The sequence below is a fragment of the Paenibacillus sp. FSL F4-0097 genome, assembly GCF_038593125.1.
In the GTDB taxonomy this organism is placed as follows: domain Bacteria; phylum Bacillota; class Bacilli; order Paenibacillales; family Paenibacillaceae; genus Paenibacillus_AQ; species Paenibacillus_AQ odorifer.
Map to the genome: position 1 here is coordinate 5,885,575 of NZ_CP151965.1, position 17,481 is coordinate 5,903,055.

The following is a 17,481-nucleotide window of genomic DNA, read 5'->3' on the forward strand; positions in this document are numbered from 1 at the left end:
CACGGTGTTACTTGGACTTTCAAAGTCGCTTTCGGACTCCAGAGCCGTTATTTCCCCACAAACACCTCTTTTCATGAGCTATCGGACTCCAGAGTCACTATTGCCGCAAAATCACCCCATTATGAGCCAACTTACGAGGATTAGCGCCTCTCCAGTCCGAAACTATCCAAAAAAGGACCTAAACCGGCAAATAGCTGCAGCTGAGTCCGAAAGCACAACGCCAGAGCTCCCGTAACCGCCCTACTGCCCCTAAACTAATCAATTTTCGAGCCGCAGAGTTGCTCTTGTTTAATCGGGATGATCATTGTTACTTGAAGTGCTCATCATTACCTAGAGTGCTCGACGTTACTCGGGATGCTTAATGTTACTTGAAGTGCTCGGCGCTTCTCAAGATGCTTAATGTTACCTAGAGTGCTCGACGTTACTCGGATGCTTAATGTTACTTGGACTTTCAAAGTCGCTTTCGGACTCCAGAGTCGCTATTTCCGCACAAACGTCTCTTTTCATAAGCTATCGGACTCCAGAGTCACTATTGCCTCAAAATCACCCCATTATGAGCCAATTTACGAGGAATAGCGCCTCTCCAGTCCGAAACTACCCGTAAAAGGCTCTAAATTAGCAAATAGCGGCATCTGAGTTCGAAAGCACCTGTCCTCCCGTAACCGCCCAACTACCGCTCTCCTGCAGCCGCCCTACTATCGCCCTACTATCGCCCTACTATCGCACTACTGCAGCACTACTACCGCTTACTCCGCCCTACTGCCGCAACAAACACTACTCAACAAACAACGTCCGACTCTTAAACCACTCCATTGCCCATCAAGCTAGGCTTATAGAGTCCCGCTTATGTGGTTAACGAGGTGCTTCTTTTCCCGGCTCCATGTAGTGAAGCATTCTCTTCACTCAAGCCGATATCCGCTTGGCGGAGAACCTTTCGCCCCCTCCAGCGCGCCAGAACAAGCAAGCCTCTCACCAATTCGTCGGCTATCATACAACAATAGATACCCATAAGTCCCCAGCCGACGCTGATTCCTAACCAATAGGAGCAGCCCACGCCAATGAGGGACATAGACACGATGGAAGTATACATCGTATAACGCGTATCCCCGATGGCATTCAGCGCGTTGCCGAGGGCCATATTCAGCATTTTGGAGGGCTGGAGCAATAGATTTAGAGCTAACAAAGAAACCCCGATCGCAATAATCTTCGGATCAGATGTGAAATAACCGAGCAGCTGTTTTCCGAACAGGAATAGTAACAGCATGTTAGCTGACACAATGCTCAAACCAATAAAGAGTGTACGATACGCACTGCGATAAGCTTCTTTCAATTTGCCTGCTCCAAATAAATGAGCAATCTGTATCTGCCCCGCCAGCGCAAAAGCATAACCAAGTGTGAAGCAAAAGGACTCCAAGGTATTAAGATACGTGCGTGCTGCTAACGCTTCGGCTCCAAGTGCAGCCAGAAAGGAATATACAATAAGCTGGGAGAATACCCAACAGGAAGAATTGATCCCGAGAGGCCAGGCAATCTTCAAAATTTGCTTGAACAGCTTGCCATTGAATATGCGGAAATCTCTAAGTCTAACCTTGATCTCGAAAGAACGCCGGAATAAGGAGTAGAGAATAATCACTCCGACCAGTCTACTGATAATACTGGAGATCGCGATGCCCGCAAGGCCTAGCTGTGGCAGACCGAATACACCAAATATAAAAATATAGTTCAGAATAATATGGATGACATTGATTATAATCCCTGTGTACATCGGTCCTTTGGTATTCCCTGTGTTACGGATAGCGGTACCGAGGGAAGCGATCATCCCGACCATAAAAAGTCCACCGCCGACGTAGGAGATATAGACATTGGAAAGTGACAATAGCTCAGGTGCTATATTTAGAACCCCACCAATAGGGCCCGCATAGAAAAACAACACAATACTCACGACAATCCCCAACACGAGGCTAACCGATACTCCCATAATAGCAATCGTGCGTGCTTCACCAAAACGTTTGGAGCCCATTCTCTGTGCGATCAGAATCCCCGCTCCACCCGCAAATGTTGTAAAAAGCGTGGTCAATGCACCGAACAATTGATTGGAAATGCCGACTACGGCGACTGCATCATCAGAGATACGGCTGACCATTAATGTATCTACCGTACCCAGCAGAGTCTGTAGAAATACCTCTATAAATATAGGCCAAGCCAATACCCAGAGTCCAAAACCCTGTCTTTCTTTTTTCACTATACAAACCCTCCTCGTAAACCATGCCTACAGACTTAGCCTAAAAAATAACATCTTTATTCATTAGGTCAGACTAAATTATAGATGATATACTTTGGATGATGGTACAGATTTCAAACCAATTATTACATTATTCCAACCTCACTAAAAGGAGCTTCTGACATGAACATCTTGAACTTCACCGTTCCTCCGTTGCTGTACTACATTGTAAGCGGATTCCATACTTTCTCCCCCGGCCATTATCATATGAGCCGCCATAATACCCGGGTGTTCGATTTGCTTGTAGTTAAACAAGGCTGTTTATATATGAGTGAAGGCGGACTCCCTTTTCAAGTAAAAGCGGGTCAGGCGCTCTTGCTTCGTCCAGACAGCCATCATTTCAGTACGGACAGCTGCAAGGAATCCACCTCTTATTATTGGCTGCATTTTCAAACGGTGGGTGAATGGAATATGACCGAGGATACGGCTGCTGCGCTTGAGAAGGACAACGTCAAAATAGAGAACTCCCTGCAATCTGACGAATTTGATATCCGGCCGTTTAGCTTACGCCTGCCTCAGTATACGACTCTGCTGCAGCCGTCCAAGATAGAAGAGCTGCTCTCACAGCTGAATCAGCTTGTGCCTAATTCCCATTTAAGCGATACTCCATTTCAGCAGCAGCTGTTGTTTCAGGAGGTTATTCAGCAGTTATCCGCCTCCCTCAGCCATGAGCGCCCCTCGCCCTCCAAAACATGTGCAGAGCAAGCGGCCTCCTATTTACGCAGCCATTTTCGTGAGCACATCACTGCGCAGCAGCTAGGGGAAAGCCTAAGCTTTCACCCTGTATATATCGCTCGTTGCATGAAGAAGGAATACGGCTGTGCGCCGATGGAATATCTGCTGCATTATCGAATTCAGCAAAGTAAACTTTTGCTGATGCAGACCAGCTACACGATTGCCCGTATAGCCGAGGAAGTCGGCTTCAATCAGGCCCCTTACTTCAGCTCCAGCTTTATTCGAATAGAAGGGACCACTCCGCGGGAATTCCGCCAACGCTTTTCGTAGATCCTGAAGACTCTAAAAAACACAAAAAAAGGGATGCTCCCCATTTGGCTTAGGGAACATCCCTTGCTACTTTTATTATTTCAAACCCTTCTCCTGCACATAAGCGTCCCATTGCTTGATATATTCGGTCTGGATTTTCTCAAGGCCTGCTTGCTTAGCCTTTTCCATAAAGGTGGCTAAACCCGCATCAACATCCTCTACTAATCCAGCTTGCAATGGATACAGGTATTGCTTTTCCACCTGCTCTAGTGCTGCTTTTTCCGCCTGATAGGAGGTATAATCCTCAGCAAAACCCGTGAAAATATCCGGCTTCTGAATTTTGTCGAGCTCAGCGAAGATTTCCTTCACGCCGTCATAGGATTTATCAAACAACATGAACTCCGGATTCCGCCAAGCCCAACCATTCATTCCCTCGCGTGTAAAACCGTTTGTTGAAGCATCTCCAATAAGTTCATAGTAGCCGTTCGCATCAATTTTATAGTTCTTTCCTTCCACACCGTATTGTGTGAGTTGGTTGTAACGTTTATCCATGACCATCTTTTCATAGAAGGCCAGCGCACGTTCAGGGTTCTTGCTGCTCTTCGGAATGGCGAAACCATTATGAATAGGATGAACTGGTGTTGCATAACCAATGGTATTGCCATAAGGATAGTAACCTAGATCCCAATCCGGATGTGCTGCTTTCACCTTCATCAACGTATCGTTGAAGCGAGTCGGATTATCTCCGAAGATGCTTGCTGCCTTGCCCGCGATAATCGGCGCCTGGATGGTATCCTTTAAGTTCAGGACGTTTTTGGAAATCAATCCGTTTTCCTGCCAGCGTCTCATCGTCAGCAGCTCTTCTTTATGTTCCTCCGAGCCCCAATAGAGATAAGCTTTTGAAGGATCATCGTACTTAATACCAATACCGTAAGGCAGCGGACTGCCGACCTGTGCGGTAAGTGTTGAATATACATCATGAATGTTACCTCTTACATCACTGTTAAAAGAAGCCGGCGACATCTGCGGTTCATTTTTCTTGATTCCTTCCATGTATGCTTCATAGCTAGCCAGATCTGTCGGCTGAGGCAGATTGTATTTCTTGCGCAGATCCTCACGCCATACGAAGCCATTCGTTACATACTCCTTATAAGTCGCAGGAACGGTGTAAATCTTGCCATCAATCTTCACGGCATCCCACATTTCCTGTGGTACGAATTGCTGGAGTTCTGGGGCAGCTTTTGGCAGCAGATCATCTATAGCCAAAAAAGCTCCCTTTTTCGCATAAGCCTGATATTGTGTCCAGTCCGCAGTGAAGATCAAATCAATCGATTGACCCGACGACAGCAGCAGCTTATATTTCTGATCCCAATCTGTCCAGGTTGTATAATTGAATTTAACGGTTGCATTCAGATCCTCTTCAGCCATTTTGTTAATTTCGGCTTCAATGCTTGAGAGATCCTTCGGCGCATCGCCTAGCATATAGAATTGCAGCTCGACCTTTTTGGAAGTGTCCAGTCCGGTCTTCTCCTCAGTAACTGCGTTCGTACTTTGTGCTGTGTTTCCTCCGCTATTGCTCTCTTTTACCGCCGAATTGTCTCCGTTTGCAGAATTAGAATTCCCCCCGCAGCCTGCCAGCAGCGTCAAGCCCAATACTGACGTAAGCAGAATAGACATGCGTTTGCCCCGTTGTTTATTCATCTGAATCCTCCCTTTTCACTATGCTTCTATGTTAGCCGACTGTACCTTAACCCGGTAGTGGGCAGGTTGCGGTTCTAACCTTTCACAGCGCCGATGGTTAGGCCTTTGACAAAATAACGCTGAACGAACGGGTACAGAAAAAGAATAGGTCCCGTCACGACAATTGCCATCGCCATTTTGGTAGACTCAGCAGGGACCTCCGTAGCCAGTGACACCCCGGTTCCCGCCCCCATCTGTGCGATAAACTGTGCTGAATTAATAACATTGTACAGATAGAACTGCAGCTGATATTTATGCGTATCATTGATGAACAGGGAAGAGGTGAACCAGTCATTCCAGTAATACAAAGCCAGAAACAAACCGACTGTAGCGATGCCCGGCATGGAAAGCTTGAGTACAATCTGCCAGTAAATCCGGAAATCACCAGCCCCGTCTATTTTGCCAGAATCGAATAATTCCTCAGGAACTGCAGATTTGATGAAGTTTTTCATTAAAATGATCAAAAATGGCGTCATCAGACCTGGAAGCACCAGTACCGCATAGGAATCCAGCAGGCCGAGGTATTTCGTAATCATGATGTACCACGGGACAAGTCCTCCCCCAAACAAAGTCGTAAAGTATATATAGAAGGAAAAGCTATTTCGATATTTGAAATCTTTACGCGCCAGTACATAACCGGCCATAGTCATGAAAAAAAGTCCCATTACCGTTCCAATCGCAGTTGTGCTGACTGTGACCGCATATGCCCGCAGCACCTCATCCGGGAAGATGAATACCGTCTTGTAGCCCTCCAGTGAGAACTGTGCCGGTATCAGATGATAGCCATCGCGAATAATGGACTCATTGCTGGTCAAAGACGCAGAGATAATTAGCAAAAAGGGCAGCAGGCAAGCGATCGACAGGCCAATAATGACCACATAGGCAATCCAATGAAGCATTCGCGTATATTTATCCTTTTGAATTTTCATTCCTTATCCTCCTAGAACAGGGCGTAGTCATCGTTTATTTTGCGGATAATATAGTTGACCGTCATAATGAGGACGAAGCCGAACAAGGATTGATAAACCCCGGCAGCCGTTGCCATGCCCACATCAAAGGTTACTTTAAGCGAACGGTATACATAGGTATCAAGGATATCCGTCGTATTGTAGAGCAGCCCGTTATTGCCTATTAATTGATAGAAAAGATCGAACTGGCCCTTCATAATACTGCCGAGCGCAAAGAGCAGCAGCACCACAAAGGTTGATTTGAGCATCGGCACCGTTATATACCAAATCCGCTGGAAAATATTAGCGCCATCAATTTTGGCCGCTTCATAATATTCGTCACTAATCCCCGTAATCGCCGCCAGATAAATCACCATACTGTAGCCAAGATTTTTCCATAGATAAAAGATAATGATCAGAAAGATCCATGCCCAAGGTTTACTGTAAACGTCGACCGGATCAAGGCCAAATTGGGTAAGTATTGTATTCAAGAAACCGCTGTCATAATTAAACAAGTTGTAGACAATTACACTGAGAATTACAAAGGATACAAAGTAAGGCAGAAACATTACCGATTGGCTAATCTTTTTAAACCATTTTCCATTGAGCTCACTCAGCAGGATCGCACAGACAATTGCCAGCACATTCCCTAGTACAATAAAAGCAATATTGTATCCTATCGTGTTCATCGTGAGCTTCACCAGCGTACCGGATCTCCAGAGGAACTCGAAATTCTGCAACCCGACAAAATTGGAATTGAACATACTGCTGTTGAAGTCGAATTGAGTGAACGCATAATAAATGCCTACCATTGGAAAATAGGAATTCACCAGAAAAAAGACCAAGGTGGGCAGCAGCATCAGAAACATTACCCGATTGTGCACCAGCTCATACAACAATCCTTTCTTCTTTCTTGTCGTTCGTAAGCGTGCTCTACCATCAGCCTGGATGCCAAGTTCGACGTTTGAAATTCCTTTGGATGAGGTTTGGCTCAAGATCTCTCACTCCCCTTAATATAGAAACTGCATAATTCCACTATAGGGGGATTCTTCTGAACACAGAAGTGAAGCTTACAAGCCTTACTGCACAAACTGGCGAAACAGGAACTGAACAATCAGGATGTTTATGTAAAAGTCTTCGGAGACCCACAGAGCTTCTCAAGCTTCGCTAACCCCGTATAATCCTTGTAGAAAAGGCTGTTTTGTACATGAATATTTAATTTGTTCACTCCCTTCAGATTGGAAAAATGCAGGATTATAAGGTTGCTCCACTGTTCCGTTCACTCTTGGGGACTTATAATAAAGGAACTTCATAATATGAATTCATCCAGAGTCTTGTCCGAGTAAGTCATATGATGATCAGGGGGGACGGTATGAAGAATAATGATCTACGGAGAAAAAGACTACTGTATGGCAAGCTGCTCACTACCATAACCCTGTGCATATCGTTAACCCTTCTTATCTCTACTTTTGTTTACTATACGTACTACATCGGTGTCGAGAAGACGCAAACCTTCCGCTCCGATCTAAGGGACCTGACCCAGACCGGCAAAAAAGTAGTCAACATGGCTGAAGTCGCGCAAACGCTTTCATTTCAACTGTATCGAACCAGCACGATTTCTCATCTGTTGTTCTACAACAAGCCTTCTATTTATGAGGTAACCGCAGCGATGTCCGATCTCGGAAACTACTTAAATTCCATGCCCTATATTGAATCCATCTATGTATATAATCCGAATAATGACACGGTTTATATTTCGGCAGCACAGGGCCAGAATGGCGTATTCACCACCCGCGAACTGGTGGACACTGAAATTATTCAGATGCTGAATCATTATCAGGATTACAAAACATTCACGCCGATTCCGCGAACCTATTCCATAAATGAACCTGAGAAGAAAACCATCTCAGTCTATACTTACCTCTGCTATGATGCCATCAATTGGGACCGCTCTATTAACTCTGCGGTTATTGTTAACATATCCGCGGCTTGGATCAATAAAGAACTGGCTAACGGCAATACACCCGGTAGTGGCAGTACCTACATTTTAGATGACCAAGGCCGTTTTCTGTCGGGGAATAAGCTGACACTGGAGAAGCTCTCCGGGGATGAAAACAGTTGGCTGGAGCATCAAGTAAAAGCACGCTCTGCCGGCTATTTTACTGCCCCTTTTAGAGGGAATAAATCACTGGTGTCCTATACTTCGCCCGATTCGCTTGGCTGGCAATATGTGCGCATTACTCCTTATGAGGTGATTACTGAACAGACCAATCATATCCGCAATACTACACTTCTGATTTCTATAATTATTCTATTGTTCGGTCTTGTTATTTCTAGAGTACTGTCCAAACGGCTTTATCTGCCGATTGATTCGATCGTAAGCCGAATGAACACCCTTGAGGCAGATAAACGCAACACCATGTTCACGATCAGGCAGAATTCATTACGCAATCTGGTGCTTGGCATTAAATCTCCTCATAACAGCCGGCAAAATGATGTTCAACAGCTGGGTATTTCTTTTAATTTAAACGAGGGCTACCGGCTAGTATTACTACGCATTGATGAGTACGAAGCTCTGCGAAAGGAACGAGGCTCTTATCTGCTTCCGTACAAGTTTGCCATCATGAATATTGCCTCAGAGATCTGTGGACAGACTTATCAGGTGGAAACTGTAGATATGAATGACGATAGCGTGGTCATGTTGCTTAGCAGCATGACCTCCACTGAACATCTGGATACCGAGCTGATTGAAGTGCTGCTGCGGCAGATCCGCGTGGCCTGCTGTGATTATCTAAAAATCGGACTGTCGTTAGTGTACAGCCCCATCAGTGATAATCCTGATGTACTAAACCGGCTGTACAGTCAGGCCAGAGAAGCTTCCAAACATAGACTGTTTTATGGTCATGGCAGCTTGATCAATGCTGAGCGCATTAGCGAGCTTCAGAACAATCTTTACTCCTATCCGGCTGACAGCGAGAAAAAGCTGGTCGATGCGCTCACAAGTGGCAGAACAGACGAAGCCCGCAGTCACTTCTCCGAAATGGTACGTGAAATGGAGCAATATCCCTATCATGTGCTGGAACTTACTGTTTCAAGGGTGACGCTAACGATTAAACGAATCGTCGATAACATCAAGAAGCTTAGTCCTACCTCCACCGAAGGGATGATGGTGATGCCTTCGCTTGAACATTATGAAACGATAGAAGAATTTGAAGCGGCTTTTTACCAGCTTTTCGATCATATTCAGGAATTCCAAGCGGATAAGCGCAGCTCCAAGCAAAGCGATCTAATCCGGCAAATCAACCAAACCATTCAGCAATCTTACATGGACCCTTGCCTAAGTCTGAACCAAATCGCGGATGAACTTAATATGTCTCCGATTTATGTCAGCAGACTTTATAAGCAGCAGACCCTAACCACTATTGTGGATGTCATCATGGAGGTACGGATGAAGGAAGTTTGCCGCCTGCTTGTAGAGAGTGATTTGTCGGTATCGGATATTGCTGAAGTAACTGGCTTCACCAGCAGTTCTTATCTCCACCGGATGTTCAAACGCAACTTCAGCCTTACACCAATAGAATTCAGACGGACCAAAAACAGTTCATAACATGAATCACCTATCCCCCAAAAAGAAGGGTGTTCCAGCAGCCATTAACCCAGCCTTTGGAACACCCATCGATATCATATGAAATATTAAAATACCTTCGCAATATTTGCTTCATTCTCACCTGCAAGAATGGTGTATTCTTTGGTCAACAGATTCGCTTCAAGCTTCGCCACACTGTTCTCATTTTTCCAAGTGATGTTCAGCTCATTCTCACTACCTTGTTCAATCTTGATCTCACCATCAAAAGCTGGACAGCTATTTCTGAATTTTAACAATGCGAACAGCTTTTGAACAACAGGACGTTGTACCTCAGCAGCAATTTCATCTTTAGAATAATAATGGCGGTTAATATTGCGTCCTTCTTTTGTGCTTTCGAGCAGCTCAATATCATTCTCGCCAGCGAATAGACCTACATAATAAATCTGTGGAATACCAGGGGCGAAGCACTGAATAGCTCTGGCCAAAAGATATGCCTGATCATCATTGCCAAGTGCAGAATAATAAGTGCAGTTAATTTGATAAATATCCAGATTATTATAAGCGGCGGAGCTATATTTTTTCTTAACATTCGCTCCTTGGCTATATAGGCTTTCTCTGGTCATTTCAGCTTCTTCGTCGGTCATCAGGTCCTTAACATCCACTACGCCGATGCCGTCATGCGTATCCAGGGTAGTGAATTGTTTTCTCGGACAGATTTCCAGCCAATGCGCAAGCCGATTTACTTTTCCACTATACAGAGCATGTAATACCAACATTGGCAGGGCAAAATCATAGACATAATAATCCTTGTCTGCAATCTTCAATTGAATGCTGTAATGCTCATGGATTTCCGGAAGAACAGTTACGCCATAAGGTTCTACTACTTCTTTAGACAAATTCAACATTTCCCAAATATCCGGTTCTACGAAAAAGCAGTTGGTACCGATCTTTTTGTTGGCATAGGCAAAAGCGTCCAGCCGGATAATCGATGCTCCTTTATCAGCAAGAAAGGTCAGATTGTCTTTCACGAATTTCTTCGTAGTTTCCGTAGTCACGTCCAGATCAATCTGCTGCTCATCAAACGTACACCAAACCTTTTCCTTCGTCCCATCTTTAAAAGTAACCTCTACGTATGGCGCCCGCGGTTTACGTTTATAAATTAAATCCACATCAACCTCAGTTGGTTCACCGTTAGGCCAGAAATCCTTGTAACGAATGAATAAATCCTTATATTCCGATTCATCCTTCTTCTCAAGGAAATCTTGAAAGTATGGAGACTGCTGTGAAATGTGATTGATCATGAAATCATACATCATGTAGAACTTCTGGCTCATCTGTTCAATTTCCGCCCAGTCGCCAAAAGCTGAGTCAACCTTGGTGTAATCCATCGGGGCAAATCCCCGGTCGCCCGAAGAGGGGTAAAACGGCAATAAATGAACCCCACCCACGACTCCTTGCAAGTGTGTATCCAGTACTTCGTTTAGTTCTTTTAAATTGTTTCCCATGCTATCTGCGTAAGTGATAAGCATAGCTTCATTTTTAATCTGCATATTGGAGTTCTCCTTCTATTTCAATTTATACACTCTTGCTTCATAAGTCAGAGAAATCATCAAACTAATGTAATTTAATGAAAGCGTTCTCCTAAGAATCCTGTTCCTCCCTAGATGAACGTTTATTCAAAACCAATTTTATAGATGCGCAAATAATATGTCAAACGTTTTCATATAATTATATTCATATAATATAGACAAAATTATTGATATTTAATATTATACCTGAATATTTTGTGGTAACGTATAACATACCTATTATAACTATCAAAAACAATCTATGCTTTTACAATTGTTAGTCTTGATTAGTGTCAACAATCCAAGAAACGTTGTAGAATATAGATTAGAGCATTTTATGAAACGGGGATGAGGGTATGGCAAGTATTAAAGATGTTGCCAAGGAAGCGGGCGTTGCTGTAGCTACCGTGTCCAGAGTAATGAACAACCGGGGATATATCAGCAAAGAGACGCGTAAAAAAGTTGAACAAGCGATGGACGCCTTAGATTATCATCCTAATCAAATCGCCAGAGCCTTACAGAAGAATCAATCCCTTTTTATTGGGATTATTGTTCCAGATTCGAACCACCCTTTCTTTTCCGATCTCATCAAGTATGTTGAAATGAGTGCTAATGAAAAAAACTATAAATTGCTAATATGCAATTCTCTTGACGATCCTGAGAAAGAAGCCAACTATATTAGCATGCTTCGCCAGAATCAAGTAGATGGCATTATCATGTGCAGCCACACCATGAATATTGAAAGCTATAAAAAGGTCCCTTTCCCTATTGTCTCTTTTGACCGTTTTATTTCCTCCAACATTCCTTGTGTGGGATCGGATAATTACCGCGGTGGTGAGCTAGCTACCGAACATTTGATACAGCTGGGCTGTAAACGGTTGCTACATATCTCCGGCCCGCTAGATCTGGATATTCTAGCGAATCGTCGTCGGGATGCTTTTGTCATCACTAGTATGAAACATGGTGTAACCTACGATATTATCGAAGGTGCGCATAATAAGCTTACCTTTGATTATTTTTGGTCCTTTGTCACCGAAAATATCTCTCCAGCCCAACTTCGAGAATATGATGGAGTATTTTGCAGTAATGATATTGTGGCTTATGCTTTATACATTTATGCTGAACAGCAAGGCATTCGAGTGCCCGAGCAACTGAAAATCATCGGTTATGATTACCACAGCTTTACCCGCATGCTTCAGAGTCCTAAATTGACTACCATAATGCAACCTAGTGATCGGATCGGGGTCATGCTGACCAATACTCTCCTGCAAATGATCGAAAGTGCTGACGGAGAGCTAATCAACAACACTACTGTAGACGTAACTCTTATTAAAGGAGAGACTACTTAACGTATCTATTAAAAAGGTAGACTACCGTAATTAGCGGTGGCCTTCCTTTTTTTGTATTGCTTCATTAATAACGACTTTCAGGAATAACGGCTTTCAGGGCAATTATTGTAACAACTTCCGCTTCTCAGAATATGCTGATTGGGCAGGTTCCCATTTTTTAAAGGAATGAACAGGAGAAGTTCAAGGAGGAGATATAGAAATATGCCTGATTACAGACCATTTAAAGGCGATGCTATCCTAAACAAGCATGGAAGGATCAGCAGTCCTATTAGAAAGAGGGAGTGTAACGCACTATTAAAAATAGTCACTGATCTCTCTGCAGTGGTACCCCCCGTACTTACGAATCCCACAACACTTCATATTGTCAATCTCCAAAGAGTGTTAAGAGAGCTATTGGAATTCTTGCATACTTCTAAGTTATGCAGCCCTTTTAGAACTGAGCTACTTTCTGTAGTAGAGATAACCATTGTATCGACCGAAGTCAGTCCCTTCTCAGTCGTAAGCGTTGGCACTAATCTTCAACTGCTATTAGCTGAGTTATTATCTTTTATTCTCGCCACGAAGATTGACCCTAATTGCAAAGATCAGCTGATTATTCAGATCAGACATATTCAGGCTTCTATTACACAAGCAATTGGATTACCTATTAAAGGTGTGACTGGACCTCAAGGGCCACAGGGACCACAGGGACCTCAGGGGCCGCAAGGATCTCAGGGGGTTCCGGGAGCAACGGGAACTACAGGGGCAGGGCTGCAAGGAATTGTTGCTTTTAATCCTGCATTAAGCCCTACTTATCCTGCCGGTCAAGTAGTAACCTTCAATGGTAGTACCTATATAGCTACTGTTGCGGGACCAACGGGAACACCTGGAAGTTCACCAGATTATTTATTAATTGCTGGGGGCTCCACAGGCCCCCAAGGACCTCAAGGCCCTCAAGGAACACCGGGACTTCAAGGACCTCAGGGACCGCAAGGGGTAGGGCTGCAAGGGATTGTAATCTTTAATCCTGCACAAAGTCCTACTTATCCAGCAGGTCAAGTAGTAACCTTCAATGGCAGCACCTATATTGCTACCGTTTCTGGACCTACTGGAATACCCGGGAGTTCACCAGATTACTTGTTAATCGCTGGTGGCGCGATGGGACCTCAAGGACCACAGGGTGTGCAGGGGATTCAAGGGCCAACAGGTGCGCAAGGACCAGCGGGTCCAGGCGTAGGAGCAACTGGAGCGACTGGCTCGACTGGCGCTGCAGGCTTGGCAGGCCCTGCTGGTGCAACGGGCGCGACTGGTGATCCCGGTGCGGTCGGCGTTGCCGGAGCTACGGGTGCAACGGGTGCGACTGGTGATCCCGGTGCGGTCGGCGTTGCCGGAGCTACGGGTGCAACGGGTGCGACTGGTGATCCCGGTGCGGTCGGCGTTGCCGGAGCTACGGGTGCAACGGGTGATCCCGGCGCGGTTGGAGCTACTGGCATTACCGGAGTCACTGGTGCAACCGGTAACGGTGCAATTATTCCGCTGGCATCCGGAGGACCTATTATTATGACCACGGTTTTAGGTGGTTTGGTGGGAACAACAAGCCTTGTAGGCTTCGGAAGTTCAGCCACAGGCATTTCTCTTGTTGGCGGTAATATTGATTTAACAGGTACTCTCCTTGGACCGCTTATCAACTTTGCATTCTCGACTCCTCGTGCAGGAGTGATAACATCCCTTGCTGCTTATTTCAGTAATACCATAGCTTTATCGCTGCTTGGTACTACAATAAATGTAACAGCACAGTTGTACCAATCGGCCACACCAAATAACACATTTACTGCTATTCCAGGGGCATTAGTAGCGCTCCCACCTATCACAGGTACTATTAATCTAGGAACTTTTGTCAATGGAATTACAAATGATATCAATTTTGCTGTAACACCACAGACACGTCTGCTTATGGTATTCTCAGCCACTGCTACAGGCCTCACCCTTGTAAATACAGTCACTGGTTATGCAAGTGCTGGCTTTACGATTGTATAATCATTAAAACAAATTCAAAAAAAGGCATCTGCCATTCCTTCTAAGGAGTGATAGATGCTTTTTTGGTAATATACGGTACACTTACTTGATCTTTCGGACTCAACTGCCGCTATTCGTTAATTTATCCCTGTTTAGAGAGATCATCGGACCTGAGAGGCGCTATTGGGCAGAAATGGTGCTCAATAGCGTCTATTTTGTACAAATAACGCCTATGGGGTCCAATATCAACTCAAAAATAGGAAAATGTTGCAAATAAGAGCGCTTGAGTCCGATAGTCTGTCAATGTCACTCCCCGCTCTTCTTCTCTCCTACTCATGTCCGGAGGCTGAATCCCTATTACCGAAACCTTCCTTTCCTTTGGTCTCGATCAGGAGCTGCAGATACGCTGCTTATTACACCTCCTTCTATACACTTACAATCACTACTTAGAGTCTACTGTTTCTTTCCCACGTCGGATGAGCTGCTTACTATGCCTCCCTCTATACACTTACCTTAACTACTTAGGTCTACCGTACTCTCCCACGTCGGATGAGCTGCTTACTACGCCTCCTTCTATACACTTACCTTCACTACTTAGGGTCTACCGTTCTTTCCCACGTCGGGTGAGCCGCTTACTATGCCTTCCTCTATACAATTACCTTAACTACTTAGGTCTACCGTACTCTCCCACGTCGGGTGAGCTGCTTACTACGCCCCTTCCATACACTTACCTTCACTACTTAGGGTCTACTGTTCTTTCCCACGTCGGGTGAACCGCTTACTACGCCCCTTCTATACTCTTACCTTCACTACTTAGAGTCTACTGTTCTTTCCCACGTCGGGTGAGCTATATTTGATGCTGTGGTAGGGTAGGGACATTAAGTGGCGTTCTAGGTACAATATGCTTGTAAATGTTCAACATCCACCGGTTAGTAAAATACCAAAGGCTGGCTCATTCGTAGATTTCACTACTGATGAGCCAGCCTTTAGTTAGATATCCATTATATTAGGGAAATCCTCCCTAATATTCATCGATAATCGTTTTAAAATAAGGTTTTTAGGGAAATCCTCCCTAAAAATTCATGCAAATACCCATTTATGGCTAAAAACACCCTATTATTAGGGAGGATTTCCCTAATCCACGTTCTAGGAGCCATAATTCCCTTCACTTTAGGGAGAATTTCCCTAATCCACGTTCTAGGAGCCATGCTTTCTATCACTTTAGGGAGAATTTCCCTAATTCACGTGCTAGAAGCCATAATCACCTTCACTTTAGGGAGAATTTCCCTAAAGTTCTACCCAGAAAGACGTCCCATAGCCAGCTCATTCCCCCTGGCTATGGGACGCCCTTTTCCACTTAAACGCTTCGCTTGTAAAGGTCTCCCTATAGATCAGCTAATCTGCTGACTGCCCTGCTGCTTCTCTAAGAAACGTTGAAGAATCGCATTGAATTGCTCCGGCTGGCACAGATTACTTGGATCTAATGCGTTCGGAATAATCGCCAACTGCGCATGTGGCAGTTGGGACACCATTTCCTTCATACAATTCACTCCAAATTCATTAAAGTCCCCTACAATACATAAAGCAGGACGTTTAAAAGCCTTTAAGCATCTGGTGTAATCAACATGGCTCGTAGCCAGCCTTTGCCGATAAAGCTCCCGGGGACGTTTGTCCAGCAGCCCTCTTCTAATCTCATTGTAGGCCAGACTCCAGCGCTCTCGGTACATCATCCGAATCGAAGGCAACACCAGCTCGCTTGGGAGATAATACATTAGCAAACTACAATATGCTGCCATAGTTTGTATTTTCCCTACAATTGTTGATCCATGAGTCCTACAGAAGCTGTCTGCGACCACAATGGCTTTTACACGCTCAGGATATTGTTTGGCAATATGCTGAACGACTAAGCCACCATAGGCGATTCCTACAAAAACTGCTTCACGAATACCTAGGTCATTCAACAGCATAATCAGATCCAGACATTGCGTCTCAATAATCTCATGTGGGGCCTCCAGCAGTTTACCAGACTTACCATTCCCCCGTAAATCGCACAAAATCACTTTATATTTATCGGAAAAATACTCCAGCTGTGGTTTGAACATACTGTGTGTTAATCCATGTCCATGGATAAACACAACCGGAGTGCCAGTTCCATTGATTTCATAATAGAGCGAAGTTCCGTTCAGTTTAGCGATAGGCAAAGGTAACACCTCTTTCATAATAAATTCTACGACTATATCTGCTTAAAAACGCAGCAAAAAACCACAGAGGGATTCTCTGTGGCTATTCATCACTAAACACGCCATTCATCCTCTCTCCATACGCTTACGAGGTTAGCTGTCGGATTCGGGCAGTGAGAGTTGCCCTACCTGCAGGGATGCATGTTATGCACCCGGAACAGGATTCACCCCATAACCAGTGCCGACTCTCACATCGGCTGCCAGTTGTTGGTTCCCCCGCTTTCCAGAAACGGAAATTAAGCGGATTGCTTATGTAATTGTAAATTTAAGATAATTGTCAGTTCTGAGATGAATCATACTCTTGTAAGGTTTGCTTGTAAAGGAGGGCTCTGGTCAAAATAATGTTGAAAGCAATGCTTTTCATTTCATATTGAGCATACTCTTCATTTTCTCTTTCTTTTGCTCTTGTTTACTCGTTTTATTTAAGAAAATGGCTCTGAACCAAGCCAAACGGAGGTTAAAACACCAGTACTTTCTATATAAAGGCCATCCTTTTCACTGGAGATATGAAAAAAGCTAAGCAGAATCAGAGATATTCCCTGTCCACTTAGCTCCCTTTTACAATACTATGGCTACAAAAGATCGGCGTTTTTCAATGCATGCTCCCAGCTTGGAAAAAAGAACAGCGCACTTCTCATAAGCTCTGGGTCGCTTTGCTTTACTTGTTTTTTACTGATCGAGCTTCCGTCGCTTTGCAGCTTTTTGATCCGACTTAATACTTCATCAGCCTCCAAAGGAATTTCCATTGAAACACTCCTTTCTCAGTGACCTGTTTCCCTTCATTTTCTCCA

The 17,481-nt window shown here is 44.5% G+C and carries 11 protein-coding genes and 1 riboswitch; of the genes, 4 read left to right on the plus strand and 7 right to left on the minus strand.

Annotation, left to right across the window (positions count from 1 at the left end):
* Positions 1–844: 844 nt before the first annotated feature.
* Complete coding sequence (locus MHH86_RS26445) at positions 845–2,245, minus strand: MATE family efflux transporter (RefSeq protein WP_076213680.1); 1,401 nt, start codon at positions 2,243–2,245, stop codon at positions 845–847.
* A 159-nt stretch (positions 2,246–2,404) separates the two neighbouring features.
* On the opposite strand from MHH86_RS26445, the gene MHH86_RS26450 reads away from it, so the two are divergent.
* Positions 2,405–3,286, plus strand: a complete 882-nt coding sequence (locus MHH86_RS26450; RefSeq protein ID WP_036685373.1) for an AraC family transcriptional regulator — start codon at positions 2,405–2,407, stop codon at positions 3,284–3,286.
* Positions 3,287–3,361: 75 nt separating this feature from the next.
* On the opposite strand, the gene MHH86_RS26455 is transcribed toward MHH86_RS26450, so the two are convergent.
* From MHH86_RS26455 to MHH86_RS26465, 3 genes are all read right to left on the minus strand, one after another.
* A complete protein-coding gene (locus MHH86_RS26455; RefSeq protein ID WP_143758575.1) occupies positions 3,362–4,972 on the minus strand; it encodes an extracellular solute-binding protein in 1,611 nt (536 codons plus the stop codon).
* Between the two features lie 68 nt (positions 4,973–5,040).
* On the minus strand, positions 5,041–5,934 hold the full coding sequence (locus tag MHH86_RS26460; RefSeq protein ID WP_036685379.1) for a carbohydrate ABC transporter permease: 894 nt from the start codon (positions 5,932–5,934) through the stop codon (positions 5,041–5,043).
* A gap of 11 nt (positions 5,935–5,945) precedes the next feature.
* The gene (locus MHH86_RS26465) at positions 5,946–6,821 is read right to left on the minus strand and encodes an ABC transporter permease subunit (protein WP_143766835.1); all 876 of its coding nucleotides are present in this window, start codon (positions 6,819–6,821) and stop codon (positions 5,946–5,948) included.
* Between the two features lie 503 nt (positions 6,822–7,324).
* Here MHH86_RS26465 and MHH86_RS26470 point away from each other — a divergent pair.
* Positions 7,325–9,559: an AraC family transcriptional regulator gene (locus MHH86_RS26470; RefSeq protein ID WP_036685380.1), complete on the plus strand. Its 2,235-nt coding sequence runs from the start codon at positions 7,325–7,327 to the stop codon at positions 9,557–9,559.
* Between the two features lie 86 nt (positions 9,560–9,645).
* Here the strand turns inward: MHH86_RS26470 and gtfA are convergent, their stop codons facing one another.
* Positions 9,646–11,088, minus strand: coding sequence for a sucrose phosphorylase (gtfA, locus tag MHH86_RS26475; RefSeq protein WP_326046874.1), 1,443 nt, complete (start codon positions 11,086–11,088; stop codon positions 9,646–9,648).
* A 374-nt stretch (positions 11,089–11,462) separates the two neighbouring features.
* Here gtfA and MHH86_RS26480 point away from each other — a divergent pair, with 374 nt between their 5' ends.
* Both MHH86_RS26480 and MHH86_RS26485 read left to right on the plus strand, forming a co-directional pair.
* Positions 11,463–12,455 carry a LacI family DNA-binding transcriptional regulator gene (locus MHH86_RS26480; protein ID WP_342479547.1) on the plus strand — a complete coding sequence of 331 codons (993 nt, stop codon included), beginning with the start codon at positions 11,463–11,465 and terminating at the stop codon, positions 12,453–12,455.
* A 201-nt stretch (positions 12,456–12,656) separates the two neighbouring features.
* Positions 12,657–14,471, plus strand: a complete 1,815-nt coding sequence (locus tag MHH86_RS26485; protein WP_340892893.1) for an exosporium glycoprotein BclB-related protein — start codon at positions 12,657–12,659, stop codon at positions 14,469–14,471.
* Between the two features lie 1,370 nt (positions 14,472–15,841).
* Here the strand turns inward: MHH86_RS26485 and MHH86_RS26490 are convergent.
* Both MHH86_RS26490 and MHH86_RS26495 read right to left on the minus strand, forming a co-directional pair.
* Complete coding sequence (locus MHH86_RS26490; RefSeq protein ID WP_080742622.1) at positions 15,842–16,669, minus strand: alpha/beta hydrolase; 828 nt, start codon at positions 16,667–16,669, stop codon at positions 15,842–15,844.
* A gap of 87 nt (positions 16,670–16,756) precedes the next feature.
* A riboswitch (cyclic di-AMP (ydaO/yuaA leader) is annotated at positions 16,757–16,943 on the minus strand.
* A 319-nt stretch (positions 16,944–17,262) separates the two neighbouring features.
* Entirely contained in the window at positions 17,263–17,436 is a 174-nt protein-coding gene (locus tag MHH86_RS26495; protein ID WP_169744809.1) for a hypothetical protein, read from the minus strand.
* Between the last annotated feature and the right edge of the window lie 45 nt (positions 17,437–17,481).

Excerpts from the sequence above, each read along its gene's own strand:
- MHH86_RS26490 (WP_080742622.1), bottom strand. The coding sequence starts at position 16,669 with ATGAAAGAGGTGTTACCTTTGCCTATCGCTAAACTGAACGGAACTTCG.
- MHH86_RS26460 (WP_036685379.1), bottom strand. The coding sequence starts at position 5,934 with ATGAAAATTCAAAAGGATAAATATACGCGAATGCTTCATTGGATTGCC.
- MHH86_RS26480 (WP_342479547.1), top strand. The coding sequence starts at position 11,463 with ATGGCAAGTATTAAAGATGTTGCCAAGGAAGCGGGCGTTGCTGTAGCT.
- MHH86_RS26470 (WP_036685380.1), top strand. The coding sequence starts at position 7,325 with ATGAAGAATAATGATCTACGGAGAAAAAGACTACTGTATGGCAAGCTG.
- MHH86_RS26465 (WP_143766835.1), bottom strand. The coding sequence starts at position 6,821 with ATGTTTCTGATGCTGCTGCCCACCTTGGTCTTTTTTCTGGTGAATTCC.
- MHH86_RS26485 (WP_340892893.1), top strand. The coding sequence starts at position 12,657 with ATGCCTGATTACAGACCATTTAAAGGCGATGCTATCCTAAACAAGCAT.
- MHH86_RS26450 (WP_036685373.1), top strand. The coding sequence starts at position 2,405 with ATGAACATCTTGAACTTCACCGTTCCTCCGTTGCTGTACTACATTGTA.
- MHH86_RS26495 (WP_169744809.1), bottom strand. The coding sequence starts at position 17,436 with ATGGAAATTCCTTTGGAGGCTGATGAAGTATTAAGTCGGATCAAAAAG.
- gtfA (WP_326046874.1), bottom strand. The coding sequence starts at position 11,088 with ATGCAGATTAAAAATGAAGCTATGCTTATCACTTACGCAGATAGCATG.